Genomic DNA, 25,604 nt, shown 5'->3' with positions numbered 1-25,604 from the left:
CGCCTGCTTCGCGAGCAAGCCCGCTCCCACAGGGTTCGCGTGATCCTTGTGGGAGCGGGCTTGCTCGCGAAGAGGCCCTCCAAATCAACGCTTAAACCGGCGGCAACCGCCACTCGATCGGCGTCTCGCCATTCTGCTCCAGAAACTTGTTGGTCCGGCTGAAGTGCCCGCAACCGAGGAAGCCGCGATAGGCCGACAGCGGTGACGGGTGCACCGAGGTCAACACCAGATGCTTGGTGGCATCGATCAGCTTCTGCTTGCTCTGGGCATGGGCGCCCCACAGCATGAACACCAGGTGCGGTTGCTGTTGGCTGACCACTTCAATGATTCGATCGGTGAAAAACTGCCAGCCCTTGTCCTTGTGCGCATTGGCATTGGCGCGCTCGACGGTCATGGTGGTGTTGAGCATCAGCACGCCCTGCTCGGCCCAGCTCTGCAGGTAGCCATGGTTGGGGATGTCGATGTTCAGGTCGCGCTTGAGTTCTTTGTAAATGTTCACCAGCGACGGCGGCGCCGGCACGCCCGGTTGCACCGAGAAGCACAAACCATGGGCCTGGCCCGGGCCGTGATAAGGGTCCTGACCGAGGATCACTACCTTGACCTTGTCCAGCGGCGTGGAATTGAGCGCGTTGAAAATCATCGGCCCCGGCGGATAGATCTCCTTGCCGGCCGCCCGCTCCTGTTGCAGGAAGTTTCGCAACTCTGCCATGTAGGGCTGGTCGAATTCGGCACGCAGTGCCTCCTTCCAGCTCGGTTCGAGTTTGATACGGTCGTCAGCAGTCATGGTTACATCCGGCAAAAACAATGGGGCGAACCCTAGGAAAGCGCATCACGCTTGTCAATTGATCTGACGCAGATCCGGCACTTTCCCACACAGCGATCATACTTAACCCTCAAATTCCCGATCGAGGTCACGATGAATCTGCACTTCGAAGAACTCACCGGCACCGACGGCGCACGCATCGGCATCGCCAGCCTGGATGCCGAAAAATCCCTGAACGCCCTGTCCCTGCCGATGATCAACGCCCTGCGCGATCGTATGGAAGCCTGGGCCAAGGACCCGCAAATCGTCTGCGTGCTCTTGCGCGGCAACGGCGCCAAGGCCTTTTGCGCCGGCGGCGAAGTGCGCAGCCTGGTGGAGGCCTGTCGCGTCCATCCGGGCGAAGTACCGCCACTGGCTGCACAGTTTTTTGCGGCGGAATATCGCCTGGACTTCAAACTTCACACCTACCCGAAACCGCTGATCTGCTGGGGCCATGGCTATGTGCTTGGCGGGGGCATGGGACTGTTGCAAGGGGCAAGCATCCGCATCGTCACGCCGAGCAGCCGCTTGGCCATGCCCGAGATCAGCATCGGCCTGTACCCGGACGTCGGCGCCAGTTGGTTTCTGTCGCGCCTGCCCGGCAAGCTCGGGTTGTTCCTGGGCCTGACCGGTGCGCACATGAACGGCCGCGATGCCATCGACCTGGACCTGGCCGATCGCTTCCTGCTCGATGAGCAGCAGCCGGAATTGATCGAAGGCCTGTTGCAATTGAACTGGCAGGAACAGACACCCATGCAGCTCAACAGCCTGCTCAAGGCCTTGCAGCAGGAAGCCGTGGCGCAGATGCCCGAAGCCCAGTGGCTGCCGCGCCGCCAGCAGATCGACGAACTGCTGGATGTCAGTGACGTGCGTTGCGCCTGGAAGGCGATCAGCGCCTTGCGCGATCACACCGATCTGTTGCTGAGCCGCGCAGCCAGGACCCTGAGCGAAGGCGCGCCGCTGACCGCTCATCTGGTGTGGGAGCAGATCATCCGTTCCCGGCACTTGTCGCTGGCCGAAGTCTTCCAGATGGAATACACCCTGAGCCTCAACTGCTGTCGTCATCCGGAGTTCAGCGAAGGCGTACGTGCCCGGTTGATCGAAAAGGATCAGAAGCCTCGCTGGCACTGGCCGGATATCAATAACGTGCCGGACGCGGTTGTAGAAGCGCATTTTCACAAGGCGTGGGAAGGTCGGCATCCGCTGGCGGATTTGTCCGAGTACTAAAGTCCGGGCATAAAAATTGTGGGAGCGAGCCTGCTCGCGAAGACGGAGTGTCAGTCGACATCAATGTTGCCTGACATTCCGCCATCGCGAGCAGGCTCACTCCCACAGGCTTAGTATTTGACTGAATGATTAGCGGTGGTTACCCCGCCAGTTGTGATCGCCACGTCCGCCACGATGGTTGCGCCAGTCGTGATCGCGATTGTCATTGTTCCAGCCCCCGCGGTTACGGTCGTCCCAGCCATGGTTCTGATGCATCCGGTAATCGCCCCGATATGGCTGGTAGTAACGCGGAGCAGGCTGGTAATAGCGAGGTTGATACATCCGCGGCTGCGAGTAATAGCGCGGTGTCGGCTGGTAATACCGCGCTGGCGGCATGTAATACCGAGGCTGCGGCGTGTAATAACCATTGGAATAGTAGGAACTCCCCCCGGCGTAATGGGTTGGCGCCGGCGAGGTATAGACCTCGGAACTGTAGTAACTACCTCCTTCGTCGTAGTAAGGCACGCACCCACCAAGGGACAATCCCAACACGGCTAGCAGAAGAATTCGGCGATACATAGCGGCCTCCTGGACCGCGGGTAAGCCACGCCAGCGACGCTGGCAGGCGACAGTCAAATGTTCGGTGACTGTCGAAATATCAGACATCGAATTCGGAATCTGGTGCGCCCTTGAAACAAGTAGAAACATCTGGCCGATGAAAGGTTTTTCATCCATTCACGCCCTGATTAACGGTGGCCACCGTGAAATCCACCGCCATGATATCCACCTCCGTAATGCCCACCGCCGCGATAGCCGTGACCACCGTAGTAACCATGCCCACCGTAGTAATAGGAGCGATAACCACCGTAATAACGCGGGCCGTAGTAACCGTAGTAATAGGGCGAGTAGTAACCGGGGTAGTAATAAGGTGCCCCATAGACGTCCGCTGGATAGTCGTAGTAGTAGCAGCCAGACAATCCAAAACCGAGCACTGCACCGAGCAACAATCGACGCAACATGGCGGCCTCCGTAAAGACCTGTGACAGCAGTCGGCACAGACCGGCTGACATCTGTTTTGACTGGTAAATTTCTGCCAAGTGCGACGTCGCATCCACCTTCGGATCAGCGGCGGATACGTTCCAATGCGGTGCACCAGCGCACCATCACCAGGCAGTCCGCCCTCCCGATCAGTCACCGCATCAACTTTATCGCGAGTAAGCTTGCATACAGGGGACTGAGTCGCCTGTGGTATTGGATATCGGTCAGGGAATTACCCGATTGGGCTACTACACCAACTTCATGAACCTGCTCGATTGCGCTGCCGTTGCTGTGTCGAGCGCGTTTATGAGCAATGGCTTGCCATGGGGCGTGACACTGTTTGGGCGGGCTTTTACCGATCAGTATCTGTTGAGCGTGGCGGATGCCTTGCACAGCCTGCTGTCGCGGGCGGATCATGCGACGTATCGGACCAAGCAAACCGGCCGTAACCGAACCTGCGTGGAAAAATCTCACTCCAGTTATGACTATTCATCATGAGCCTGCCTGATCTCTGCCCCGCCTGCGGTGCCCCCAACGACTGCACCCTGGCCGACCCGCGAACCGCTGACCGCGCCTGCTGGTGCTACGGCGTCAGCATCGACCCGGCCGTGCTCGAAGCATTGCCGGCGGAACTGCGCGACGCATCGTGCCTGTGCCCGCGCTGCGCCGAGGTCGAGGCGCAGTTGCAAGCAGCGTCCGGGTCGATCAAGTAAGATACGCGCCCCTTTCTTTACCGATCCTTAAGTCATGCGTGTCGACCGTTTCCTCAGCAACCTGCCGTGCTTCAACCGTAAGCAGGTGCGCCTGTTGCTGGTGGAAAAACGCGTCAGGGTTGACGGAAAAGTCGTCAGCGACCCGCACAGCGAAGTCCGCGAATTCAGCCGCGTCGAAGTCGACAACGAGGTACTGCAAGTCGGTAAACCCCAGCGCCATTTCATGTTGCACAAGCCCGCCGGATGCGTCAGCGCCACCCGGGATCCGCAGCACCCGACCGTACTCGATTTGATCGATGAACCGGACAAGGACGAACTGCACATCGCCGGACGCCTGGACTTCAACACCACCGGCCTGATGCTGATCACCAACGACGGCAGCTGGTCGCGGCGCCTGACCCAACCGCAGACCAAACTGCCCAAGGTCTATTACGTCGAAACCGAGCAGGACATCGGCCCCGAATACGCGACCACGTTCAGCCAAGGGCTGTACTTCGCCTTCGAAGACCTCACCACGCAACCGGCCGGGCTAGAGCTGCTCGGGCCAAAGTGCGCACGCCTGAGCATCGTCGAGGGCCGTTATCACCAGGTCAAGCGCATGTTCGGCCACTTCAACAACAAGGTGATGCGCCTGCACCGCGAGCGCATGGGGCCGCTGGTGCTCGACGACGCGTTGAAACCGGGCGAATACCGCCCACTGAGCGATGCAGAGATCGGATTGATCTAAGCAGGCGACCGCCGAGCAGAAGTTGTCGAACAATTTACCAACGGCACTTGCGCGATGACGTGACCCCTGCTTGAATCAGGACGCCGGCCGAAATGTGACCGATGAGTCACCCCATACTTCTAAGAAACTTTTTGCCGGTAGGAACCCTTGGGTTCCGGCCTCATCCGGCAGACTGCCCGCCAATAACAATACCCGTCGACCGGACTGCAATGGATCGACATGGGCCTCTCAAATTCCAGGCGTATGCCTACCTGTCACAAAGCTCGTGCAATCTCTATTGCGCGCATACCCGCTTGCCAGGAGTCTTATGACATGAGGCCAGAAATCGCTGTGCTGGATATACAGGGTCAGTATCGGGTTTACACGGAGTTCTATCGCGCAGACGCCGCAGAGAAGACCATCATCTTGGTCAACGGCTCGATGGCCACGACTGCGTCGTTTGCACAAACCGTGAAAAACCTCCATCCGCAGTTCAACGTCGTCTGCTACGACCAGCCCTACGCGGGCCGGTCAAAAGCCCACAACCTGCATGAAAAAATGCTCACCAAGGAAATCGAAGGGCAGATCCTTCTTGAGCTGATCGACCACTTCGCCGCCGAACACGTGCTGTCGTTTTCCTGGGGTGGCGCCGCGACCATGATGGCGTTGTCGCAACGGCCACGGCGCATCGAAAAAGCCGTGATCAGCTCGTTCTCCCCGGTGATCAACGCGCACATGCTCGACTACCTCGAGCGCGGCGTCGAACACCTCGGCAACCTGGACCGCGACCGGGTCGGGCACCTGGTGAACGACACCATCGGCAAACACCTGCCGTCGTTGTTCAAGCGCTTCAACTATCGCCACGTCAGCTCCCTGGCCGAACATGAGTACGGGCAGATGCACTTCCACATCAACGACGTGCTGCACAGCGATCGCCAGTGCTACCTGCACGCGGCGAAGACAATCGACGTGCCGGTGCTGTTCCTCAACGGCGAATGGGACGAATACACCGCCGCCGACGACGCCCGGTTGTTCGCCGGCCACGTGCAACACAGCACGTTCAGTACCATTCAGGCCACCGGCCACTTTCTCGACATGGAGCACAAAGCCGCCTGCCGAGACAGCCGCAACGCACTGATGGGCTTCCTGAAACCAGCGCAACACGAAAGCCGACCGCGTTACCACAACGTCCAGGAACACCATGCATTGGCAAGCTGAAGTAGCGTCATCGCGAGCAAGCCCCGCCCTGCTGCGTTAAACGTATTCTGCAGGCGCGAGGCTTGCCCGCGATCGACCGTCATGCGCTCCAGGCTTGGTTTCACCTGCGCTAAACCCGTCTGGTGCAAAGAAAAACTTCATTTCCACGCGCACATCTGGTACAAAGTCACCGCTCTGAGCGGGTGTCGTATAATGGCATTACTCCAGCTTCCCAAGCTGATAACGAGGGTTCGATTCCCTTCACCCGCTCCAATCGAATTTTGATCTCACGTCAGGATGGTTTTGACTGGGGATGTAGAGACAGAAAAAACCGGCCTTGATGGCCGGTTTTTTTGTGTCCGGGATTTGGATTAGCTTCTCCAAACTCTGAAAATTAGCGTTTTTGTGCAAGAACCGGGTTTTGTTAACGTTTTTCTTATCCCGATAAAGGATTTCTTCCACGGAGTCAGAGATTGCATCTCTTCGAAACGAAGACTACTATCTCCCAAAACGGGAGGAAGTGCAGTGCGTGTGATTGCAAAAGGGACATTGCGGGAGTTCTGGGAAAGTAGCCCGGCTTATGCTGACTCCGAAACACCACTGGTTGAATGGTATCGGCACATGGAGAAAGCCGTTTATGGCACGCCGCAAGAGGTTAAAGCGGAGCTGAGAACGGCCAGCATCCTCAAGGGTGGCAGGGTTGTATTCAACATCGGTGGCAACAAATACCGGGTAATCATGGCAATCGACTATCAGCGCCAGCTCGGCTTCATACGATTCGTTGGCACCCACGCCCAGTACGATCAGATCAACGCGGAGACCGTGTGATGGACATTAAACCTATTCGCAATCAAGAAGACCTGACTGCTGCATTTGCACGGGTGGAACAATTGTGGGGAGCTGAAATTGGTTCGCCTGAAGGCGATGAGCTGGAAATTCTGGCGCTGCTCATCGAGAAGTACGAAGACGAGCATTACCCGATGCCGCCCTCCGATCCGATTGAGGCAATTAAATTTCGCATGGACCAGCAAGGCCTGACCCCTCGCGATCTGGAACCCTTCATTGGCACGAGCGGAAGGGTATCTGAGGTGCTGAACCGCAAACGTAAATTGAGCCTGTCGATGATCAAGCGCCTGCACGACGGGTTGCGGATTCCTTACGAAAGCTTGCTGGCGGGTGTTGTCTGATGGCGAAGACTTCCCCCTAAACTCCAGCCTCAGTACAGGTTGTCTGACGGGAGATGCAGAGAACAAAAAACCGGCCCAAGTGGCCGGTTTTTTGTGCGCGGGATTTGGTGATGCGCCTGCCAACGCTAGTGTTAAGGGCTCACTTTTAAAGGCCAAACGGAAATCAACGCTAGAAAAAGCAACGTCCTACACGACACTGGGAAATGTCCGTAGACTTGCGCATTGCTGTGCCTTTGTCATGAGACCTATAGTCCGACCGCGCCCAAATGGCGTATCGGGTTTGGCGACTCGATGTCAATGGCATAGAAACCTCCGAGCCTTACTCGGAGCGTTTCTAACCGCACTTGGTTGCCTCTTTTTCGGTAGCTGTGCGTGGGAGACCTTCGGGTCTACCGGTTTTGCCATTTGTCCGGTTCGCCAACCCGCGTACAGCTACCACCCTATTGTTTGGCGACAATTGAGTGGTAGGTCTTCCACCTACAATTGGTAATCACTCATGAAAGAATTCATGGCTTTAACCAGCAACGCCGACGATCTACCCTCGCTGTTCGTCAACACCACCCAACCCCTGCACTCCCTGCTCAGCACCGCCAGCTACAGAATTCGCGCCGTGACGCAGCTTCTTGAAAACCTCGCGATGCGCGGCGACCTGACCTCTGACTCAGTTGTACTCAGTGACTTTGCGTTGCTGTGCTGTGTGCCCTTGCGTGACGGTTGCGATGTGCTGGATGTAATCGCTCGACGCATGGATGCAGAACCGTCCTGACGTCACATCGGCCAAACGCGGCCAGTTAAGAGATAGCGTGGGCGATAGTGGCGAGGGAACAAGCTCCCTCGCCACAGGTTGCAATTACTCGTCGCCACCCAGACGCTCATATCTTTTGCGTATGGATCACCGCAAGCGAGTAAAGAAGCCGTAGAGCTGCGTTGAGCCCGGTAACAGTTCCCTTATTCTCCCGGCTCACCCTTCGCCCCGAGATCAACATGCACAATTCAGAGTTGGGAATCATGATCATTTCAATGATCGGGTTGTTCGGCTTTGCCTCGTTTGCCTTTGAGTACTTGAGTGCCCGGCGCTCAAAAAAGAACAAGCCACAGTGATTTTTCCAAACCGTAAAAAGGGGCAGATGACGCTCATCAACTGTCCCTGTTTTGCATCAGCGGGTCGCGACGATAAACAGTCGCGGGAATGGCAACAGCACCGAACCATCGGCCAAGGCCGGATACGCCCGCTCGATAGCAGTCTGATATTGCTTCAGATACTGCGCCCGTTCCGCCTCGTCCAGCGGATCGAGAAACGGCCGCAAGCCGCTGCCCTTGAACCACTCCACCACGCCAGACGCACCGCCCGCGAGCGGATGATGGTAAGTGGTGCGCCACACATCGACGCGGGTGCAACAGGCTTTCAATATCGAATAGTAGCCACTGGCATCGGCCATTTCCGTCCGTTGCCCGGCGGCGCCCGCCAGTTTACCGACCCATGGGCCATCAGCGGCGACTTCACGCATCAAGCGGTGCGAGTGTTCATTCAGGTTGTCAGGCATCTGGACGGCCAGGCTGCCACCCGGCGCCAGTTTGCTAATGAGCGCGGGTAGCAACGTGGCGTGATCGGGCAGCCACTGCAACACCGCGTTGGCGAAAATCACATCGAACGGGCCGCTGTCATTCCAAGTGTCGATGTCAGCAACATCGAACTGCACCTGCGGCAAGCGCTTGCGTGCGGCTTCGATCATGTCGGTCGAACTGTCCAGCCCACGCACCGTGGCATCGGTAAAACGCTCTACCAGCAACTCGGTGGAGTTGCCGGGCCCACAACCGATATCGATGGCCGAACGCACGTCCCCGGCGGGGACGGCCGCCAGCAGGTCACGGGCGGGACGGGTGCGTTCATCTTCAAAAGCGACGTACTGTTTGGCGGACCAACTCATTGCGTTCTCCTGTCGGTGCGTTGTCCTCGGGCCGCTACGATACCGCGGCGAGCATCGCTAAAGGTTTCAGAACATCACCTTTTCGGTCACGTCGAGTGCTTGACCTCAATGGCCTGAATCCAACGCATAACCCCAATCCGCCTCTGGATCAATGCTGAAAAGAAAAACGGCGCGTGACTGAAGTCCCGCACCGTTTATGTTCAATCCTTGTGCTCAACTTTTAGCCTGCAACGCCTTGGCCATTTGCAGATGATTTTGCAATTTTGGCAGGGTTTCTTCGGCGAACGCCTTGATTTGCGGCACGTCGGTAGTTTGCGCTTCCTGCTGCAGCTGATCGATGGCCTCCTGGGTGGTCTTCACCTGACTGGCTGTATAGGCCTCGTCATAGGTCGCCCCATCCATGACTTGTGGCATCAGGGCTTTGGCCTTTTCGACAATTTCTTCGCGCGGGGCGACCGGCAAATCCAGTTGCCTGGCGATTTTCGCCAGATGCTGGTTCGCGGTAGTGCGGTCGTTGATGACGATAATGGTGTAGTCCTTGACCTCTTTGGACTCGGATTTCTGATGCGCCAGACGACTGGCTTCGATGTCGGCCATGCCTTTGGCCGAGGCCTCGTCGATGAATTCGGCGGGTGACTGGGCAAAGGCGCTGCTGGTAATCAGGCCCAGTAACGCGGCAAAACTGGCATTACATAATCGGGTGGCCATCCGGTTCATGGTCGCGCCCTCCTTGAAAAGTTCAAACGGGAGCTTTCGCCCCCGCCTCTCAATCAAAACCACCGGCATCCTTTAGCGGGATTTCTGACCGCCCTTGCGGCCCATGTCGGGTTTCGCCGGGTCTTTATCGACGGTCGTGGTGGTGGTTTTCCCACCCTTGCGACCGGATCCAGAGGCCTTCGTTCGATCGTTGGTGAAGTTTCCCGAGTTCGAGTTTCTTGAATTAGGCATGATTCTCTTCCTCTTGGTGATAGTCGCGGCGAGCTGTAGCCCCCATAGAATCTGAAGTTGCGCGTCCCAAAAGGTTTAGAAAATTACGTGGACACCACGACGAACGGTGCCCGGGTTTTCAGACCAGTCGCAGGTGATGTTCGCGTTTGGCGCAGTACATCGCCTCGTCGGCATGCCGGAACAATTGCTTCTCTTCGGTGCCGTGATCGGGGTATCGGGCGACGCCGATACTTGGCTGGATGTTCACGCTGTGCCCGTCCAGGCGCAGGGGCTGGACCAGAACCTGACGGATTTTCTCGACCACGATGTCGGTATCGCCCGCAGCGCGAATGCTGTGCAGCAACACCACAAACTCATCGCCGCCGATGCGGGCCACGGTGTCGGTTTCCCGCACGCAGCCCTTGAGCCGGTTGGCCACCGCTTGCAGCAGCATGTCGCCGACCGCGTGGCCATGGGTGTCGTTGACTTGCTTGAAGCGGTCGAGGTCGACGTACAACAGCGCCATGCGCCCGCGGTCCGCCCGGGCCACTTGCAGTGATGCCTTGAGCCGGTCGCGCAGCAGTTCACGGTTGGGTAACTGGGTCAGCTGGTCGTACTGGGCCATGTATTGCAGGCGGGCATGCAGTTGCTTGCGCTCGATGGCGGTCGCGACTTGGGCGCAGACGTATTGCAGCAGTTCCTTGTCTTGCTCGGTGTAGCGCTCGCCGCCCGGAATGCTTTTGACGATCAACGCGCCGATGGTGCCGTTTTGCGAGTTCAGCGGCACACCCAGCCAACACGGAGCGTTCTGCTCGGTCAACAGCACTTCGAAGCCGGCAGGAGGTGTGCACTGGTCCGGGGTCAACAGGATCGGCTGCCCCGTGCGGATCACCTCGGTGCACAAGCGCCCGGTCATGGTTCCGGGCTGTTCGGGCCGTGGCTCGCGGTCATCGACGTGATAAGGGAAATTCAACTGCGCGCAGTGCTCGTCGTACAGCGCCACGGAAAAATTCAGTGCCGGCAGCCATTCGCCGATGATCATGTGGATGCGTTTGAACAACGCCAGCAGATCCTCTGCCGCATGGGCCGCCTCGGAAATCGCATACAATGCTGCCTGCCGGGATTCGGCCTGCTTGCGTTCGGTGATGTCGCGGGCCACCGCGATGCGCAACTGATCGTCCTCGGACCAACGCGCCGACCAGAGGATGTGCACCACGCGCCCATCCTTGCGCAGGTAGCGGTTTTCGAAGTTGAGCTTGGGTTCGCCGCCCATGATTTCCCGGGCGGCGTCGAGGGTGCGCTGGCGATCGGCCGGGTGCACCATGTCGATCATCGGCTGGCCGATCATCTCATCGGCGCTGTAGCCGAAAATGCGCTCGCACGCCGCACTGACAAAGACGAAGCGCCCCTGTTTATCCACCGCACAAACGGCGTCCAGCAACAGATCGATATAGCTCGCCAGCGGCGCGGAATTTCGGTTTTCCATGGTTCAGCGTGGGTGTCCTGATAATGCAGCGCTTATCAATCATCCCTGCCCTGTCGGCCTTGCATCCTTGTGATCATATTCAAGCCTTGTTCGGCATCAGCCCCGGCAACGCATGGACCAGCGCGTTGATGGCGAAACCGATGAACATCACCCCGCACAACCGGGTGATTGCCAGTTCATGACGCTGGTACAAGCTGCGTACTCGCCGCGCACCGACAACGCCAATGAGAATAGCGTAGGCGAGCAACCCGCCGACGAAACTCAGGGCGATCAGCGCCGGCAGCATTGACCAGTTGAGCAGTTCCGCGCGGCTCGACAACAGCGCCGTGAACGTCGCCACCGCCACCGGATAGGCCTTCGGATTGGTCAGGCCAAACAGAATGCCGTGCCAGAACGGCTGCCGCGCCGGCCCCTGTGGCGCATCAGCGTTGCTGCGCCGGGCGCGCACCGCACGCCAGCCGAGCCAGAACAGGTACAGGCCGCTGAGCACACCGAGCACGTCGAACGCGGTACTGCCGATCTCCCGCGCACCGACAATCGCGATCAGCGCCGTGCTGCACCACACCACATCGCCGAGCAAATGCCCGCACAGAAACCCCGCCCCGGCCCGTCGCCCATGGGCCGCGCCAATGCCGAACACTGCCAGCACACCCGGCCCCGGGGTGATGCCGTAGATAAAACCCGAGGCAAGCACGGCCACTAGCAACGATGGGGTCATTGGGAGTCCTTTTGAACTGCTTGGTGAATGGTCGCCAGTCTATATCAGGTCATTGCCTGTCGACTGATACATCTCGACAGACGAACGGGCGGGCCCCGCCTCACTGATGACGGTGTAGTATGTTGTATTACAAACCACTACATCGAGACCACCATGTCAGTTATGTCCCTGCGCGTACCAGACGAAATCGCCGATACCCTCGCGAGTCTTTCCAAAGCAACGGGCCGCAGCAAATCATTTCTGGCCGTGGATGCGCTGCGTGAATACCTGGCCCGTGAAGCGTGGCAAATCGAGGAAACTCAGAAAGCCTTGAAAGAAGCCGATGAAGGTGACTTCGCGACACAAGAAGAAGTGAACGCAATGGCTGACAAGTGGACGGCGAATGCGCGTTGAGTGGTTGCGTACGGCGTTAAAGAATCTGGATGACGAAGCCGCGTACATCGCCATCGAGAATCCAGAAGTTGCAGCAGATTTTGTCCAGGCAATTCTCGCCAGTGTCGATCACCTTGCCCGATTTCCAGCGACGGGTCGTGAAGGACGCTTACCCGGTACCCGGGAATGGGTCATGCCTGATCGACCCTATTTGATTCCCTACCGGGTACGCCAAGGTCGGCTTCAGGTACTACGAATTTTTCATACGCGTCGCCTGCCACCTTCCAATGGGTGAAGGCCATTTTAGAAAAGCCTCTAGCGTTCGATCCCCTCCCCAATCCTCCGATTCAACCAGTTCAACGCCTGATCCCCACCCCGCCGTTTATGCCACGCCAACACAAAGGTGAACGATGGAATGTGAAACGGCGGTGGCACGACAACCAATGAGGACTCATCGATATCGCGTAAGCCGCGCGACGCAACGGTGAGGATCAGGTCGGAGCCGCTGATGAGCTGCGGGGCGACGCTCCAGTGTGGCAGGCTGATGGCGACACGCCGGCGCTCGCGCAAGGCAGTAAGCGCGCGCTCGATCTCCGGGGTGCCGCTGCCGCGCATTTCCAGCAGGACGTGGGGACGTGCCAAATAAGTGGCCAGGTCGAGGACACCATCGGCGGGCAGGCTGTTGCGGTCCACCAGGCAGGCGTAGTGCTCATCGAACAGCGCTGTGCTGCGCAATTCGTTGGGCATTTCCGGGAATACACCGGCGGCGACGTCAATGTCACCGTTAAGCACTCCTTCGAGCATGCTTTCGCGGCTGCCATGGCTGATTTGCAGGTCGATGCCCGGCGCTTCGCGGCGCAATGTTCGGATCAGTCCCGGCAAGACAATGGCGGCGCCGTAGTCGGACATCGCCAGGCGGAAGGTGCGCTGGGTGGTCGCCGGATCGAAGGCGTTCGGCGCCAGCAACGCTTGCACCTGGGCCAGGGCTTCGGCCAGCGGCGCCACCAGTTCCAGCGCTCGCGGAGTCGGTACAAGGCCGGCACCGGCGCGCACCAGCAGCGGATCGCCGAGCAGGTCACGCAATCGCGCCAGCGCATGACTGACCGCTGGCTGGCTCAAGTGCAGACGCTCGGCCGCCCGGGTCACGTGTTGCTCGCTGAGCAAGGCGTCGAGGATTACCAGCAAATTGAGGTCGATGCGTCGTAGATCATTCATCTGCTGCATGTTCTGGATAACAAAACGGAATTTAAATCTGCGCGACGAATACCCTAGAGTCCAGCAAAACCTGTTGGAGATCGATCATGAGTACGTTGCATTGGGCCGGTCTGATGGGGCTGGCGATGATCGCCGGGGCGGTGGTGCCGTTTCAGAGTGCGATCAACGTTAATCTCGGGCGTGGGTTGGGCCATCCGTTGTGGGCGACGCTAGCCTCGTTGCTGGTGAGCGTTATCGTGCTGTTGCCGATTATCGTTGCGATGCGTTTGCCGTTGCCGTCACTGGCATTCATCAGCAAGGCGCCGCTTTGGATGTGGGCCGGTGGCGCTTTTGGGGTGTGCTTTATTTCCTTGGCATTGGTGTTGCTGCCCAAGCTGGGTGCCGCAGGGTTCATGGCATTGGCGCTGGCGGGGCAAGTGGTGGCGTCGTTGTTGCTGGATCACTACGGCTGGTTTGGGTTGGTGGAGCGGCAGGTCACCTTGCCGAAGGTGTTTGGGGTGGTGCTGTTGATGGCCGGGGTGGTGTTGATTCAGTTTAGTGACGCTGCGGAAAAAGCGATGACAGCGACTTCTTGAAGATCAAAAGATCGCAGCCTCCGGCAGCTCCTACGGGGATGCGTGGTCCGAGCAGGAGTAGCCAAAGGCTGCGATCTTTTAAAACTTATCGAGTGTGCGCAACTTCTGCGGCAACCCCCACAGCAACAGCGCCACCGCAATCAGCGCACAGACACCAATGACATACAACGCCGGCGTGGTGCTGCCGGTCAGGTCCTTGATCCGGCCGACCATCACCGGGCTGACGATGCCGCCGAACTGGCCCAGGGTGTTGATCACCGCGATCCCGCCAGCAGCGCCCGCACCGGCACCGGCCAGCAGTTTCGGCGGCAAGGTCCAGAAGCTCGGGATGGAGGCGATGATCCCGGCACCGAGCAGGCCCAACGCGACAATCAGGGAGGTCGTGTGGTTGGCGAAGATCCCCGCGCAGAAGAACCCGACCGCACCGACCGCCACCAGACCGGCGACAAACTTGCGTCGCTCGCCAGAAGCATCGGACAGGCGTCCGATCACCACCATGCTGATGGCACCGCATATGTACGGGATGGCTGTCAGCAAGCCGATCATCACCGGACTTTCAGTACCGGCGCTGCGGATCAGTTGCGGCGCCCAGAAATTCAAGCCGTAGGACGCCACCTGAATCAGGAAATAGATCAGCCCCAAGGTCAGGAAACCCGGAATCCGCAGCGCGGCGAGCAGCGAACCACCGCTCTTGTGCGGCTCATGCTGGGCGATGCGGCTGGCCAGCAGGGTCTTCTCCGATGGCGTCAGCCAATGGGCGTCTTCGATGCGGTCCTTGAGCAGGGTCAGCACCAGCAAACCGAGGCCGATGCACGGCACACCACCGAGCAGGAACAGCCAGTGCCAGCCACGCATCTGCAACACACCGTCGAGGTGTTGCAGCACCAGGCCTGAGAACGGCGCGCCCACCAGGCCGGCGAACGCCGACGACAGGAACAGCATCGAGGTGATGCGCCCGCGATAGTGCTGCGGGAACCACAGGGTCAGGTAATACAGCACGCCTGGGGCAAAACCCGCCTCCATCGCACCGATCACGAAGCGCAGCACGTAGAACTGCCATTCGCTGTTGACGAACACCATTGCCGCCGTGGCCAGGCCCCAGGACATCATGATCCGGGCGATCCAGCGCCGGGCGCCGACCTTGTACAGCATCATGTTGCTCGGCACTTCGAAAATCACATAGCCGACCACGAACAACCCGGCACCCAGGCCATAAGCGGTGTCGCTCAGGCTCAGGTCGGTCTGCAGCTGAAACTTGGCGAAGCTGATGTTGATGCGGTCGAAAAAGGCGAACAGGTAGCAGACCATGATCAGTGGCATCAGGCGCCAGGCGACTTTGCTGACCAGGGCTTTTTCGGTGTCGTGGCTAACGGCCGGGCTCGCGCCCGCCTCCAGTGCATTAAGGCTCATTGCGTTTCTCCAGGCGGACTTCCCGTGGGTGTCCGATTGTTTTTGTTGTCTGGTTGAGTAGCTCAGCGGAAGTGCTTTTACTGTGGGAGCGGGCTTGCTCGCGAAAGCGGTCTGACATTCAGCAGTGATGTCGACTGACACTCCGTCTTCGCGAGCAAGCCCGCTCCCACAGGGTTTTCGGTTGGGTCAGGAAGGCACGGGGTGCAAATCACAATTGCGCCCGGCCTTGGCCAGCTGTCCGGGCACTTCATGACCGAGCAGCGCCGGCAGTCCTCGGGACAGCTTCAGCAGCAGCGGCAGATCGATACCGGTATGAATGCCGACTTCATCGCACAGGTTCACCAGATCCTCGGTGCAGATATTTCCCGACGCCCCCGGCGCAAACGGACAGCCGCCGAGGCCACCGAGGGCCGCGTCGAAGCGTCGGGCACCGGCCTCGTAGGCGGCCAGTACGTTGCACAGGCCAAGGCCGCGGGTGTTGTGAAAGTGCAGGGTCAGGTCCGCCGGGGGCACCCGCTGCAGCACCCGGCGCACCAGTCGGTCGACCTGACGCGGGTTGGCCATGCCCGTTGTGTCGGCCAGGGTAATGCCCTGGATGCCGAGCTCCTGATAGGCCTCGACGATTTGCACTACGCGGTCCTCATCGATCTTGCCTTCGAAGGGGCAGCCGAAGGTGGTGGCGATGCTGCCGTTGAGTCGCACGGGACTGTCGCCGACGAACTGCACAGTCTCGCCGAACGCGGCCAACGAATCTTCACAACCCATGCGCATGTTCGCCAGGTTGTGGGTCTGGCTGGCGGACATCACCAGGTTCAGCTCATCGGCACTGCACGCCAGCGCCCGTTGCGCGCCTTTTAGGTTGGGGATCAACGCGACGTAGATCACCCCCGGTTGCCGGGTGATGCCCTTGAACACCAGTTCGCCATCGCGCAGTGCCGGGATAGCCTTGGGCGACACGAACGAACCGGCCTCGATACGGCTGAACCCGGCCTGCGACAGTTGGTCGATCAGGGCGATCTTGTCAGCGGTTTCAACCCAGGTCGGCTCGATTTGCAAACCGTCGCGCGGGGACACTTCCTGCACGATCAGGCTATCGGAATAATCGGTGATCATTGCACCACTCCTTCGACTTTCAGGCGTTCGATGTCCATCGCGGTAAGGCCCAATTGCGCGAGGATGCCGTCGGTATGCTGGCCCAGACCGGGGCCGGACCAGTTCACGCCGCCGGGCGTCTCGGAGAGTTTCGGCACGATGCCCGGCATCTTCACCGTGGCACCACCGGGCAGTTCGGCATTGAGCAGCATGTCCCGCGCCTGATAGTGCGGATCGGCGACGATGTCGGCCACCGAGTAGATGCGCCCGGCCGGGACTTCGGCGGCTTCCAGGGCGGCCAGTACCTCATCGATCGGCAGGCTGCTGGTCCAGTGGGTGATGGCGGCGTCGAGCAGACTGCTTTTGGCTGCACGCCCGTCGTTGTGGGCGAATTCCGGCGCCTCGGCCAGATCCACGCGGCCGATGGTTTGCATCAGGCGCTTGTAGATCGGATCGCTGTTGCCGGCAATCACCACGTAGGCACCGTCGGCCGTCAAGTAGGTATTGGACGGCGCGATCCCCGGCAAAGCACCACCGCTGCGTTCACGCACATGGCCAAGCATGTCGTATTCCGGCACCAGGCTTTCCATGACGTTGAACACGCTTTCGGCCAGGGACACATCAACGATTTGCCCGCCGCCCTGCCCGGTCTTGACCCGCAACAATGACATCAGCGCACCGATCACCGCGTGCAGCGACGCCAGGGAATCGCCAAGGCTCACGCCGACCCGAGCCGGCGGCGAACCGGGCGTGCCGGTGGTGTAGCGAATCCCGCCCATGGCCTCGCCGATGGCACCGAAACCCGGACGATCACGGTACGGGCCGGTCTGGCCGTAACCGGAAATCCGCACCAGCGTCAGGTTGGGGTTGAGCGCATGCAACACGTCCCAACCGAGGCCGAGTTTTTCCAGGGCGCCGGGACGCAGGTTCTCGATCAGTACGTCGGCGCCGGTCGCCAGTTGCTTGACCAGCTCGATGCCTTCGGGGGACTTGAGGTTCAACGCCAGGGACTTCTTGTTGCGCGATTGCAGGTACCACCACAGCGAGGTGCCTTCGTGCAGCTTGCGCCATTTGCGCAGGGGATCGCCCTGGCCCAGGGCTTCGATCTTGATCACCTCGGCGCCAAACTCGGCCAGCATGCGCGCCGCAAACGGCGCGGCGATCAGCGTGCCGATCTCGATCACTTTGATCGCACTCAAGGGGGCAGTCATCGCGGGGTACCTCTTGTTCTTGGAATATGCGCCAAGGCTAGAGGACAGGGGGCTCGTGAATCCAACCTTCAGTTGGCAACGAGCGTTCGCGAAATGCGAACGCTCTGGGGGATTGTCGCGGCCTCAGGGCCGCCTTCGTCGGATCGCCGCCCGGAGCAAGCCCGCTCCCACAGGGATCTTCAGCGCTACACAGATCCAGTGTGGGAGCGGGCTTGCTCGCGAAGGGGCCGGCCCATTCAGCAGAGAATTCTCAGGTCGCCCCGCGTAAATGCTCAAACAACATCCGGCTCACCGGTGACAGCAACGCCTCATCGCGCACCACCAGAATCAACGCCCGGTCGGACCATTCATCCGTCAATGGCACCGCGTGCAAACCCAGTGCCCGACCAAACAATTCAAAGGCGCGTTGCGGAAGGATGCCGATACCCATGTTGGCCTGGACCATCCGGCACATCGCATCAAACCCCGGCACATGAATGCGCAAACGCAAAACCTTACCAGCCTGGCGCGCCGCCGCGTGGGTACGCATGTTGATCGAACTGGCAGCATGCAAGCCAACATAATCACTGTCCAGCGTGTCGGCAAACGCCACGCTCGACCGGCTCGCCAATGGATGGTGCGGCGGCATCAACACCACCAGTTTGTCCTGGCGATACAGCACGCTGTGCAGGCCTTTGATGTCACTGTCGATGGAACAGATCCCGAGGTCGGCCACCCCGTCGAGCACGCCCTGAATCACCCCGGCGCTTGGGCGTTCTTCGAGGTCGGTCTTGACCTGTGGGTGACGCTCGGAAAAATCCCGCAGGTCCTCGGGCAAAAACTGAATGATCGCCGACAGGTTGGCGAGCATCCGCACATAGCCGCGCACACCGTGGCTGTGCTCGCCCAGTTCAAGCCCCATTTTCTCGACGTTGAACAACATCTGCCGGGCATGGTGCAACAGGGTTTCACCGGCCGGCGTCAGGGACATGCCCTTGGCTTGGCGCACGAACAGGCTGATGCCCAGCGCCTCCTCCAGCTCCATCAAGCGCTTGCTCGCCGCCGAGACGGCAATCGCTTCGCGCGAGGCGGCACGGGTCAGCGTGCCCTCTTCATGCACGGCGACGAACAGTTGCAGGGTGATCAGGTCGAGACGGCGGATCAGGCTTTTTTGCAGCATCGGGTACTCGGCGAAGTCGGCTCAGGCGAATTCGCAGCATAGCGTTCTTCGCCCGCGTCGTGCCGTGGTCCGGTCACCGGTCGTGATAAAGTCGCCGCCCACAGACCTTTTGCCGTGAGACGAAGACCGCAATGACCGATTTCCAGGATGTCGATGCTCAACTTGAAGACTGGAACGCCTTGCGCAGCACCACTTCGTTCAGTGGTTTGCTGGTGGGCAACGGTGCCAGTCGCGCGGTGTGGGACGATTTCGGCTACGAGTCGCTGTTCGACAACGCCCGCACCGTTGAAGAAAAACCCCTGAGCCCGTCCGAGCTGAGTGTGTTCGATGCGATGCAGACCCGCAGTTTCGAGCAGGTACTGAGCGCGTTGAAGACCACCAGCCGGGTCAACAAGGCCCTGGCCGTCAGTTCCGCCGCCCCACGCAATCGCTACTACGCGATCAAAGAAGCGCTGATCAACACCGTGCATGCGGTGCATATCCCGTGGCGGCTGGTGGTGCCTTCGACGCTGGCAACCATCAATCAGGAACTGGCCAGCTATCGCACGGTGTTCACCACCAATTACGACTTGCTCAACTACTGGGCGGTGCAACACCAGCCTGAGGCGATCACCGATCTGTTCCAGGGCGCCGAACCCGGTTTCGACCTGAGCGACACGGCCACCGATAAAACCCGTTTGCTGTACCTGCACGGCGGTCTGCATCTGGTGCGCAATCAGGACGGTACGGCGCGCAAACTGATGTCGACCGAGGGCACGTTGCTGGGCAGTTTCGCCATCAACAACACGATCAAGACCCTCGACGACGTGCCGCTGTTCGTCAATGAAGGGCCTAGTGCGGACAAGCTCAAGACCATTCGCAGTTCGGACTATTTGTCGTTCTGCTACGAGCAATTACTCGGTCACGGCCAGGCGCTGTGCATCTTCGGCCATGCGTTGGGGGAGCAGGACAGTCACATCGTCCACGCCTTGCGCCTGGCGAAACCGCAGGTGCTGGCGATCTCGATTTACCCGCGCAGCAAGGCCTTCATCCAGCACCAGAAGCGACATTACGCGAAGGTGTTTGAGGGGACGGGGGTTGAGTTGCGGTTTTTTGATTCGAAGAGCCATGCGCTGGGTGGCACGAAGCTGGCGGTTCCGGTCGAGGTTTAGCGGCGACGCTGCTACCGCCATCGCGAGCAGGCTCGCTCCCACAGGTGACCGAGTTCCTTCAGATAAAATGCGGTCGAATGTGGGAGCGGGCTGCTCCCACAGGGGATGTGTGTTGAATTCAAAGCACCGGCAACGTCTTGTCCTTGACCACCTTGGACGAGCCGTTGGCCTTCACGCTGGCAATGCCTTTTTCCATGGCCGCCGGCGAGGAGTAGGCCTCGCTGCTGCCGATGATCTCGTGATTGCCTGCCTTTAGATTGAAATAAGGATGGCCATCCTTGGTGGTTTTCTTCTCGTAACGCTCATCCAGCGGGCTGTTGGCCTGGACCGAGGCGATGCCTTTGTCGGCGGCGGCGTGGGTGGTGTACAGCTCGCTGGTCAGAATGGTCTCGGCGTTGGCCGCCTTGAGGACAAACCTGAACTGGCCATTGCTGCTTTTGCTCACTTCATACCATCCGGACATGCTCTTTCTCCTTGGCGATTGAGAGGTTGCGCGCTTCACAGTAAAGACCAAGCCGGGATTTCTGTCGCCTGAACGGCCCCCTTCGCGGGCAAGCCCGCTCCCACAGGTTCAGCGTGATCCCTGCTCGCGATGGTGTCGACACTATCTTCCTTACTTCGCCGCAGCCCGCACCACCGACAACTCCGGCGCCGACGTCCGCCGCTGGCTCAGATACCGCGTACAACTCACCCGCAAGAACGAAGCGAAATTGACCACCACGCCGCGATAGTCCATCACCTCTTCATACAGCTTGGTGATCAACTGATTGGTGGTCATGCCATCGACCTCGGCGATTTCGCTGAGGATGTCCCAAAACTGATTCTCCAGCCGCAGGGTGGTGACCACCCCGCAGATGCGCAGCGAGCGGGAGCGCGACTCATAGAGAATCGGGTCGGCTTTGACGTACAGCTCGCACATGGACATGGCCCTCGTTACAGCGTGATTTTGGTACCCAGCAACCCCAGGAAACCGGCCAGCCAGTTCGGGTGCGCAGGCCAGGCCGGAGCCGTGGCCAGATTGCCCTGGACATGGCCGTCCGTCACCGCAATATCGATATACGTACCGCCCGCCAGTCGCACTTCCGGGGCGCAGGCCGGATAAGCGCTGCATTCGCGACCTTCGAGAACACCCGCTGCCGCCAGCAACTGCGCGCCATGGCACACGGCAGCGATCGGCTTGCCAGCCTTGTCGAATGCGCGCACCAGTTCCAGGACTTTTTCGTTCAGGCGCAGGTACTCCGGCGCACGGCCGCCCGGAATCAGCACTGCGTCATAATCGGCGGCGTTGACCTTGGCAAAGTCAAAGTTGAGGGCAAACAGGTGACCGGGTTTTTCGCTGTAGGTCTGGTCGCCTTCAAAGTCATGGATCGCCGTGCGCACGGTCTGGCCGGCAGCCTTGTCCGGGCAAACGGCGTGCACCGTGTGGCCGACCATCAGCAACGCCTGGAACGGCACCATCACTTCATAGTCTTCGACGTAATCACCGACCAGCATCAGAATTTTTTTCGCAGCCATGGGGAGGACTCCTCTGGAAGTGGGCTTGCAGGAGTATTCAAGGTAGTCCTTATCCGGCGGGTCGGGTAACAACCGGCTACTACCTTGTGGCGAGGGGGCTTGTCGGAATGCCCCCTCGCCACAAAGGTGTACCCAAAACTGTACGGATATTTCTGTAGCCAGCTGTAAGCGCCAAAGCGCGGGGTTTATGGCTAGATAACACCACCTCCCACCCTCCACGATTCTGGTTGCCAACATGTCCTCGCGCGAAAACACCGGCATGGCCCTGGGCCTGCTCGGCGTTGTGATCTTCAGCCTCACCCTGCCCTTCACGCGGATCGTCGTGCAGGAACTGCACCCGCTGCTCAACGGCCTGGGTCGGGCACTGTTTGCGGCGGTTCCGGCGGCGTTGCTGTTGCTGTGGCACCGGGAAAAATGGCCGACCTGGAAACAGGTCAAAGGCCTGACGCTGGTGATGGCCGGGGTGATCCTCGGTTTCCCGGTATTGTCGGCCTGGGCCATGCAAACTTTGCCGGCGTCCCACGGCGCGCTGGTCAATGGTTTGCAGCCGCTGTGCGTGGCGCTGTACGCCGCGTGGTTGTCCCATGAGCGACCTTCGAAAGCCTTCTGGGCCTGCGCCGCATTGGGCAGCGCGTTGGTGCTCGGTTATGCACTGATCAGCGGTGCCGGCAGTATTCAGGCCGGTGACTTGCTGATGCTTGGCGCCATTGCAGTGGGCGGATTGGGCTACGCCGAGGGAGGCCGGCTGGCGAGGGAGATGGGCGGCTGGCAGGTGATCTGCTGGGCGCTGGTGCTGTCGACGCCGCTGCTGATCGGCCCGGTGGTGTATCTGGCGCTGCAGCATCAGGGCGAGATTTCCGCCAAGACCTGGTGGGCCTTCGGTTATGTCTCGCTGTTTTCGCAGTTCATCGGCTTCTTTGCCTGGTACGCCGGGCTGGCCATGGGCGGCATTGCCCGGGTCAGTCAGATCCAGTTGCTGCAGATCTTCTTCACCATCGCCTTCTCGGCGCTGTTCTTCGGTGAACATGTGGAGCCGATTACCTGGCTGTTCGCTGGTGGGGTGATCGTGACGGTGATGCTGGGACGCAAGACCACAATCAAACCCCATGTGGGAGCGGGCTTGCTCGCGAATGCGGCTCCACATTCAACACCAATATCGACTGACCCAACGCCCTCGCGAGCAAGTCGGATCGCCGCACCGCCGCTCCCACAGGATCAGAGGTAACCGTCAGCGCGCAGCAACGTTTCCAGGCAATGTTCGCTAATGTGATAGAAGTCTTTCAGCTCTTGAATCTTCGCCAGCAACTGGGCCGGGTCCACCGGTTCGGCGCGTTTGACCGCCAGGATCATCTTGTTCTTGTTGGTGTGATCCAGTGAGATGAACTCGAACACCTTGGTCTCATAACCACAGGCCTCAAGGAACAACGCGCGCAAACTGTCGGTGACCATCTCGGCCTGCTGGCCCAGGTGCAAGCCGTATTGCAGCATCGGCTTGAGCAGCGTCGGGCTCTGGATTTGCAGGCGGATCTGTTTGTGGCAGCACGGCGAGCACATGATGATCGAGGCGCCGGAACGGATGCCGGTGTGGATCGCATAGTCAGTGGCGATATCGCATGCATGCAGGGCGATCATCACGTCCAGCTCGCTCGGCGCCACGCTGCGCACGTCACCGCACTTGAACACCAGGCCGGGGTGTTCAAGCTTGGCAGCCGCGGTGTTGCACAGGGTGACCATGTCTTCACGCAGCTCGACGCCGGTCACCTCGCCTTCGGCCTTCAAGGTGTTGCGCAGGTAATCGTGGATGGCGAAGGTCAGGTAGCCCTTGCCCGAACCGAAGTCCGCCACCCGCACCGGCTTGTCCAGCGCCAGGGGTGACGACGTCAGCGCATGGCTGAACACTTCGATGAACTTGTTGATCTGCTTCCACTTGCGCGACATCGCCGGGATCAGTTCATGCTGCTTGTTGGTCACACCCAGGTCGGCGAGAAACGGCCGGCTCAGGTCAAGAAAACGGTTTTTCTCACGGTTGTGCTCGGCCGATGGCACTTCACGCAATTGCTGAGGTTTACTCTTGAACAGCGATGACTTGCCATTTTTGCTGTATTCGAGCTGGGCTTCGTCGGTCAACGACAACAAATGCGCATTTTTGAACGACGCCGGCAGCAACTCGGCAATACTTGCCACGCCATCGGCCAGCGGCAGGTTCTTGGTGATATCGCGGGTCTTGTAGCGGTAGACAAAAGACAGGCAAGGCTGCGCCTTGACCGTCACCGGCTTGATGATGATCCGCTGCAGGTCCGTTTCATCGCCCACGTACTTGGCCAGCACCAGTTTGATGAACGCATTGTGCTCGAGGCTGGTTTGCAGCAGGTCGATGAACTGAGCGTGATGATCCGGCGCGAGGCTGGCGGGAGTGGCGGTGACGGACATGGAAAAACGGCCTCAGGCGATGCAAATCGGAGAATGTCGGTATTTTAAGGGGGACGAGGGCTTTGGGCACGGGGTTATTTTGCGACAGGTCCCAGTCACGCAGCCCAGGACCTCAATACAACCATTGAAACCTCAGGGTTCCACCAGGCGAAGCCTGCGGTTATTCGGTGAGTTAATAATGTGTTTGACGATCAACCCCACTGGCACTGCCCAGGTCAGTCCGCTGGCAGGGTCGGTCACCACGGCGACCGTTTCGGAACTGGCATCGATGTCCAGGCGCCGACGGTCGTTGCACGACTTGAGTACGCCATAGGCACGGCTAACCAGCCTTTCCGCCAAGTGCATCGGTACATCCATACCCTGCAGATTCTTCACCGCGCGACAAAACAGGACTTGATCATCGATCCCCCCTTCACTTTCATGACGCCCCAAAAACGCCTGGGCTATCGCCAATAGCTCCTCATTCAGCTCTGCATTTTCATCGCTGACCTTCATGCTCACGTCTCCTGAGGCACTTCTGTCGTGGCAGGACTGACTGCCACGGGCCGGGCGGCACGGCGCAAATCGGGCCCGGCGCAAGGCAGGCGTACGGCCGGATTGGGCATGCCACTGGGCGAAAGTTCATGGGTCATTTCAAATTCGGCACGTACAGACCAACCGCAAGCTTCCGACGTGCATTGCAGATACGCCACCCGCAGGAAAATATGTCGGCCTTCGCTGGTGCGGATGCGCATCCTGCTCAAGCAGTGCGGGCACACCATTTTATAAGTGCTCATGCTTGATTCCCGACGGTCATTTGGTGGCAATCAACCTGATCAAACGCAATACTGCTTGAGACGTTCATCGTGGCGCTCCGGACTTGCGAATAGTGTCTGCCAGACATAAGGAAGTGCATCGGGCAGACGCGTAATGGGTTCGAGCCATGCTCGTAGGAAATCACCTTGATACCATTAGGAAGTTTCGACATCGTATTCTTCTGACTCATCTTTGATGATTGATTACTTATTATGAAAAAAAGTACTCATTACGCATAAATTAGGCACTCAAAAAGCATATGTCAAAAGGAAGAGGCTCAAATTGCGTAGCAAAAAATCACAAGCTGTTTTGGCTCGACTAAAGCAGATTACTGGCACAAAAACCGATGCTTCTTTATCTTCCGCGCTACAGATCAGCCCGCAGACACTTAGTAGCTGGAGAGGCCGCGACAGCACGCCATACTCATTATGCGTAGATATCGCACAAGCGCGGGGAGTCTCCCTTGACTGGTTGCTGCTGGGTGAAGGGCCGATCCTGAGACAAAAAGTTACTGACTCTTCGGAGGCTGATCAGGAAAGCACAACACGGGAAAACACCATTCTCGCGCTCTGGCGGTTGCTCGACGAAGATGATCGCTGCGCCATACAAAACGCACTCGAGGAAAAGCAACGACTGCGTGACATGGAACTCAGACTTTCCGAAATGGCCTCTATTCTCGCAACACTTAAATCCTCGACTGAAACTTGAAGACATATGTCATCAGAAGTTTCATTGCTTCAAGACGTGCCACGGGCAACAGATAGAAATGCG

33 protein-coding genes and 1 tRNA gene are annotated in these 25,604 nt (G+C 59.2%); 15 read left to right on the top strand and 19 right to left on the bottom strand.

Annotation, left to right across the window (positions count from 1 at the left end):
- Window positions 1-91 precede the first annotated feature (91 nt).
- Window positions 92-784, bottom strand: coding sequence for a uracil-DNA glycosylase (gene ung, locus AC1DVE_RS20410; protein WP_128608595.1), 693 nt, complete (start codon window positions 782-784; stop codon window positions 92-94).
- A gap of 132 nt (window positions 785-916) precedes the next feature.
- Between ung and AC1DVE_RS20405 the strand changes: the two genes are divergently transcribed.
- Window positions 917-2,029, top strand: coding sequence for an enoyl-CoA hydratase/isomerase family protein (locus AC1DVE_RS20405; RefSeq protein ID WP_223458305.1), 1,113 nt, complete (start codon window positions 917-919; stop codon window positions 2,027-2,029).
- Between the two features lie 129 nt (window positions 2,030-2,158).
- On the opposite strand, the gene AC1DVE_RS20400 is transcribed toward AC1DVE_RS20405, so the two are convergent.
- Both AC1DVE_RS20400 and AC1DVE_RS20395 read right to left on the bottom strand, forming a co-directional pair.
- Window positions 2,159-2,587 (bottom strand): hypothetical protein, encoded by a 429-nt coding sequence (locus AC1DVE_RS20400; protein ID WP_223458307.1) that lies wholly within the window; start codon window positions 2,585-2,587, stop codon window positions 2,159-2,161.
- 167 nt (window positions 2,588-2,754) lie between these two features.
- The gene (locus tag AC1DVE_RS20395) at window positions 2,755-3,027 is read right to left on the bottom strand and encodes a hypothetical protein (RefSeq protein WP_223458309.1); all 273 of its coding nucleotides are present in this window, start codon (window positions 3,025-3,027) and stop codon (window positions 2,755-2,757) included.
- Window positions 3,028-3,286: 259 nt separating this feature from the next.
- On the opposite strand from AC1DVE_RS20395, the gene AC1DVE_RS20390 reads away from it, so the two are divergent.
- From AC1DVE_RS20390 to AC1DVE_RS20355, 8 genes are all read left to right on the top strand, one after another.
- The gene (locus tag AC1DVE_RS20390; RefSeq protein ID WP_223458357.1) at window positions 3,287-3,544 is read left to right on the top strand and encodes a hypothetical protein; all 258 of its coding nucleotides are present in this window, start codon (window positions 3,287-3,289) and stop codon (window positions 3,542-3,544) included.
- Window positions 3,541-3,759 (top strand): cysteine-rich CWC family protein, encoded by a 219-nt coding sequence (locus AC1DVE_RS20385; protein WP_223458311.1) that lies wholly within the window; start codon window positions 3,541-3,543, stop codon window positions 3,757-3,759. The genes AC1DVE_RS20390 and AC1DVE_RS20385 overlap by 4 nt, the downstream gene beginning before the upstream one ends.
- A 34-nt stretch (window positions 3,760-3,793) precedes the next feature.
- Window positions 3,794-4,486, top strand: coding sequence for a pseudouridine synthase (locus tag AC1DVE_RS20380; RefSeq protein ID WP_223458313.1), 693 nt, complete (start codon window positions 3,794-3,796; stop codon window positions 4,484-4,486).
- A 312-nt stretch (window positions 4,487-4,798) separates the two neighbouring features.
- Window positions 4,799-5,683 (top strand): alpha/beta fold hydrolase, encoded by an 885-nt coding sequence (locus AC1DVE_RS20375; RefSeq protein ID WP_223458315.1) that lies wholly within the window; start codon window positions 4,799-4,801, stop codon window positions 5,681-5,683.
- Between the two features lie 178 nt (window positions 5,684-5,861).
- Window positions 5,862-5,935 (top strand) — tRNA-Gly (locus AC1DVE_RS20370).
- Between the two features lie 252 nt (window positions 5,936-6,187).
- Window positions 6,188-6,490, top strand: a complete 303-nt coding sequence (locus tag AC1DVE_RS20365; protein ID WP_007984692.1) for a type II toxin-antitoxin system HigB family toxin — start codon at window positions 6,188-6,190, stop codon at window positions 6,488-6,490.
- Window positions 6,490-6,849 (top strand): helix-turn-helix domain-containing protein, encoded by a 360-nt coding sequence (locus tag AC1DVE_RS20360; RefSeq protein WP_150727554.1) that lies wholly within the window; start codon window positions 6,490-6,492, stop codon window positions 6,847-6,849. Before AC1DVE_RS20365 ends, AC1DVE_RS20360 begins: the two co-directional genes overlap by 1 nt.
- Window positions 6,850-7,345: 496 nt before the next feature.
- A complete protein-coding gene (locus AC1DVE_RS20355; RefSeq protein WP_150756261.1) occupies window positions 7,346-7,615 on the top strand; it encodes a short-chain dehydrogenase in 270 nt (89 codons plus the stop codon).
- Window positions 7,616-8,006: 391 nt separating this feature from the next.
- Here AC1DVE_RS20355 and tam read toward each other — a convergent pair whose 3' ends face one another.
- From tam to AC1DVE_RS20330, 5 genes are all read right to left on the bottom strand, one after another.
- A complete protein-coding gene (gene tam, locus AC1DVE_RS20350) occupies window positions 8,007-8,777 on the bottom strand; it encodes a trans-aconitate 2-methyltransferase (protein WP_223458317.1) in 771 nt (256 codons plus the stop codon).
- A gap of 213 nt (window positions 8,778-8,990) precedes the next feature.
- A complete protein-coding gene (locus tag AC1DVE_RS20345) occupies window positions 8,991-9,494 on the bottom strand; it encodes a DUF4142 domain-containing protein (RefSeq protein WP_223458319.1) in 504 nt (167 codons plus the stop codon).
- Window positions 9,495-9,566: 72 nt separating this feature from the next.
- Entirely contained in the window at window positions 9,567-9,725 is a 159-nt protein-coding gene (locus tag AC1DVE_RS20340; protein WP_223458321.1) for a stress protein, read from the bottom strand.
- Between the two features lie 118 nt (window positions 9,726-9,843).
- Window positions 9,844-11,190 (bottom strand): sensor domain-containing protein, encoded by a 1,347-nt coding sequence (locus AC1DVE_RS20335; RefSeq protein WP_223458322.1) that lies wholly within the window; start codon window positions 11,188-11,190, stop codon window positions 9,844-9,846.
- 79 nt (window positions 11,191-11,269) lie between these two features.
- A complete protein-coding gene (locus tag AC1DVE_RS20330) occupies window positions 11,270-11,908 on the bottom strand; it encodes a LysE family translocator (RefSeq protein ID WP_223537371.1) in 639 nt (212 codons plus the stop codon).
- Window positions 11,909-12,061: 153 nt separating this feature from the next.
- Here AC1DVE_RS20330 and AC1DVE_RS20325 point away from each other — a divergent pair, with 153 nt between their 5' ends.
- Together AC1DVE_RS20325 and AC1DVE_RS20320 are read left to right on the top strand one after the other, a co-directional pair.
- Complete coding sequence (locus AC1DVE_RS20325; RefSeq protein WP_223458326.1) at window positions 12,062-12,301, top strand: CopG family ribbon-helix-helix protein; 240 nt, start codon at window positions 12,062-12,064, stop codon at window positions 12,299-12,301.
- Entirely contained in the window at window positions 12,291-12,575 is a 285-nt protein-coding gene (locus tag AC1DVE_RS20320) for a type II toxin-antitoxin system RelE/ParE family toxin (RefSeq protein WP_223458328.1), read from the top strand. The genes AC1DVE_RS20325 and AC1DVE_RS20320 overlap by 11 nt, the downstream gene beginning before the upstream one ends.
- A gap of 20 nt (window positions 12,576-12,595) precedes the next feature.
- Here AC1DVE_RS20320 and AC1DVE_RS20315 read toward each other — a convergent pair whose 3' ends face one another.
- Window positions 12,596-13,504, bottom strand: a complete 909-nt coding sequence (locus tag AC1DVE_RS20315) for a LysR family transcriptional regulator (protein WP_223458330.1) — start codon at window positions 13,502-13,504, stop codon at window positions 12,596-12,598.
- A 77-nt stretch (window positions 13,505-13,581) separates the two neighbouring features.
- Between AC1DVE_RS20315 and AC1DVE_RS20310 the strand changes: the two genes are divergently transcribed.
- Window positions 13,582-14,070, top strand: a complete 489-nt coding sequence (locus tag AC1DVE_RS20310; RefSeq protein ID WP_223458332.1) for a DMT family transporter — start codon at window positions 13,582-13,584, stop codon at window positions 14,068-14,070.
- A gap of 78 nt (window positions 14,071-14,148) precedes the next feature.
- Here the strand turns inward: AC1DVE_RS20310 and AC1DVE_RS20305 are convergent, their stop codons facing one another.
- The 4 genes from AC1DVE_RS20305 to AC1DVE_RS20290 form a co-directional block, all read right to left on the bottom strand.
- Window positions 14,149-15,480 carry an MFS transporter gene (locus tag AC1DVE_RS20305; protein ID WP_223458334.1) on the bottom strand — a complete coding sequence of 444 codons (1,332 nt, stop codon included), beginning with the start codon at window positions 15,478-15,480 and terminating at the stop codon, window positions 14,149-14,151.
- A gap of 186 nt (window positions 15,481-15,666) precedes the next feature.
- Window positions 15,667-16,593, bottom strand: coding sequence for a hydroxymethylglutaryl-CoA lyase (locus AC1DVE_RS20300; RefSeq protein ID WP_223458336.1), 927 nt, complete (start codon window positions 16,591-16,593; stop codon window positions 15,667-15,669).
- A complete protein-coding gene (locus AC1DVE_RS20295; protein ID WP_223458339.1) occupies window positions 16,590-17,783 on the bottom strand; it encodes a CaiB/BaiF CoA transferase family protein in 1,194 nt (397 codons plus the stop codon). Before AC1DVE_RS20295 ends, AC1DVE_RS20300 begins: the two co-directional genes overlap by 4 nt.
- A gap of 250 nt (window positions 17,784-18,033) precedes the next feature.
- Entirely contained in the window at window positions 18,034-18,942 is a 909-nt protein-coding gene (locus AC1DVE_RS20290; protein WP_223458340.1) for a LysR family transcriptional regulator, read from the bottom strand.
- A gap of 131 nt (window positions 18,943-19,073) precedes the next feature.
- On the opposite strand from AC1DVE_RS20290, the gene AC1DVE_RS20285 reads away from it, so the two are divergent.
- A complete protein-coding gene (locus AC1DVE_RS20285) occupies window positions 19,074-20,093 on the top strand; it encodes a DUF4917 family protein (RefSeq protein WP_223533471.1) in 1,020 nt (339 codons plus the stop codon).
- Window positions 20,094-20,211: 118 nt separating this feature from the next.
- Here the strand turns inward: AC1DVE_RS20285 and AC1DVE_RS20280 are convergent, their stop codons facing one another.
- From AC1DVE_RS20280 to AC1DVE_RS20270, 3 genes are all read right to left on the bottom strand, one after another.
- Window positions 20,212-20,556, bottom strand: coding sequence for a YegP family protein (locus AC1DVE_RS20280; RefSeq protein ID WP_223458344.1), 345 nt, complete (start codon window positions 20,554-20,556; stop codon window positions 20,212-20,214).
- Between the two features lie 150 nt (window positions 20,557-20,706).
- The gene (locus AC1DVE_RS20275; RefSeq protein ID WP_223458355.1) at window positions 20,707-21,012 is read right to left on the bottom strand and encodes a ribbon-helix-helix domain-containing protein; all 306 of its coding nucleotides are present in this window, start codon (window positions 21,010-21,012) and stop codon (window positions 20,707-20,709) included.
- Window positions 21,013-21,026: 14 nt separating this feature from the next.
- On the bottom strand, window positions 21,027-21,608 hold the full coding sequence (locus tag AC1DVE_RS20270) for a DJ-1/PfpI family protein (RefSeq protein ID WP_223446078.1): 582 nt from the start codon (window positions 21,606-21,608) through the stop codon (window positions 21,027-21,029).
- A 235-nt stretch (window positions 21,609-21,843) separates the two neighbouring features.
- Here AC1DVE_RS20270 and AC1DVE_RS20265 point away from each other — a divergent pair, with 235 nt between their 5' ends.
- Window positions 21,844-22,833, top strand: a complete 990-nt coding sequence (locus AC1DVE_RS20265; protein WP_223537363.1) for a DMT family transporter — start codon at window positions 21,844-21,846, stop codon at window positions 22,831-22,833.
- Here AC1DVE_RS20265 and AC1DVE_RS20260 read toward each other — a convergent pair.
- The 3 genes from AC1DVE_RS20260 to AC1DVE_RS20250 form a co-directional block, all read right to left on the bottom strand.
- Window positions 22,824-24,038: a class I SAM-dependent methyltransferase gene (locus tag AC1DVE_RS20260; RefSeq protein WP_477784148.1), complete on the bottom strand. Its 1,215-nt coding sequence runs from the start codon at window positions 24,036-24,038 to the stop codon at window positions 22,824-22,826. The two genes, AC1DVE_RS20265 and AC1DVE_RS20260, sit on opposite strands and share 10 nt — an antisense overlap.
- A 132-nt stretch (window positions 24,039-24,170) precedes the next feature.
- Window positions 24,171-24,533 carry a hypothetical protein gene (locus tag AC1DVE_RS20255; RefSeq protein ID WP_223458349.1) on the bottom strand — a complete coding sequence of 121 codons (363 nt, stop codon included), beginning with the start codon at window positions 24,531-24,533 and terminating at the stop codon, window positions 24,171-24,173.
- A gap of 2 nt (window positions 24,534-24,535) precedes the next feature.
- Complete coding sequence (locus AC1DVE_RS20250) at window positions 24,536-24,814, bottom strand: Ogr/Delta-like zinc finger protein (protein WP_150727575.1); 279 nt, start codon at window positions 24,812-24,814, stop codon at window positions 24,536-24,538.
- Between the two features lie 301 nt (window positions 24,815-25,115).
- Here AC1DVE_RS20250 and AC1DVE_RS20245 point away from each other — a divergent pair, with 301 nt between their 5' ends.
- Window positions 25,116-25,541, top strand: coding sequence for a helix-turn-helix domain-containing protein (locus AC1DVE_RS20245; RefSeq protein WP_223458351.1), 426 nt, complete (start codon window positions 25,116-25,118; stop codon window positions 25,539-25,541).
- The last annotated feature ends 63 nt before the right edge of the window (window positions 25,542-25,604 follow it).

This window comes from Pseudomonas sp. P4_B4 (genome assembly GCF_056402255.1).
The sequence above is the reverse complement of the archived record's forward strand: the minus strand, read 5'-3'. Positions and strand labels throughout refer to the sequence as shown.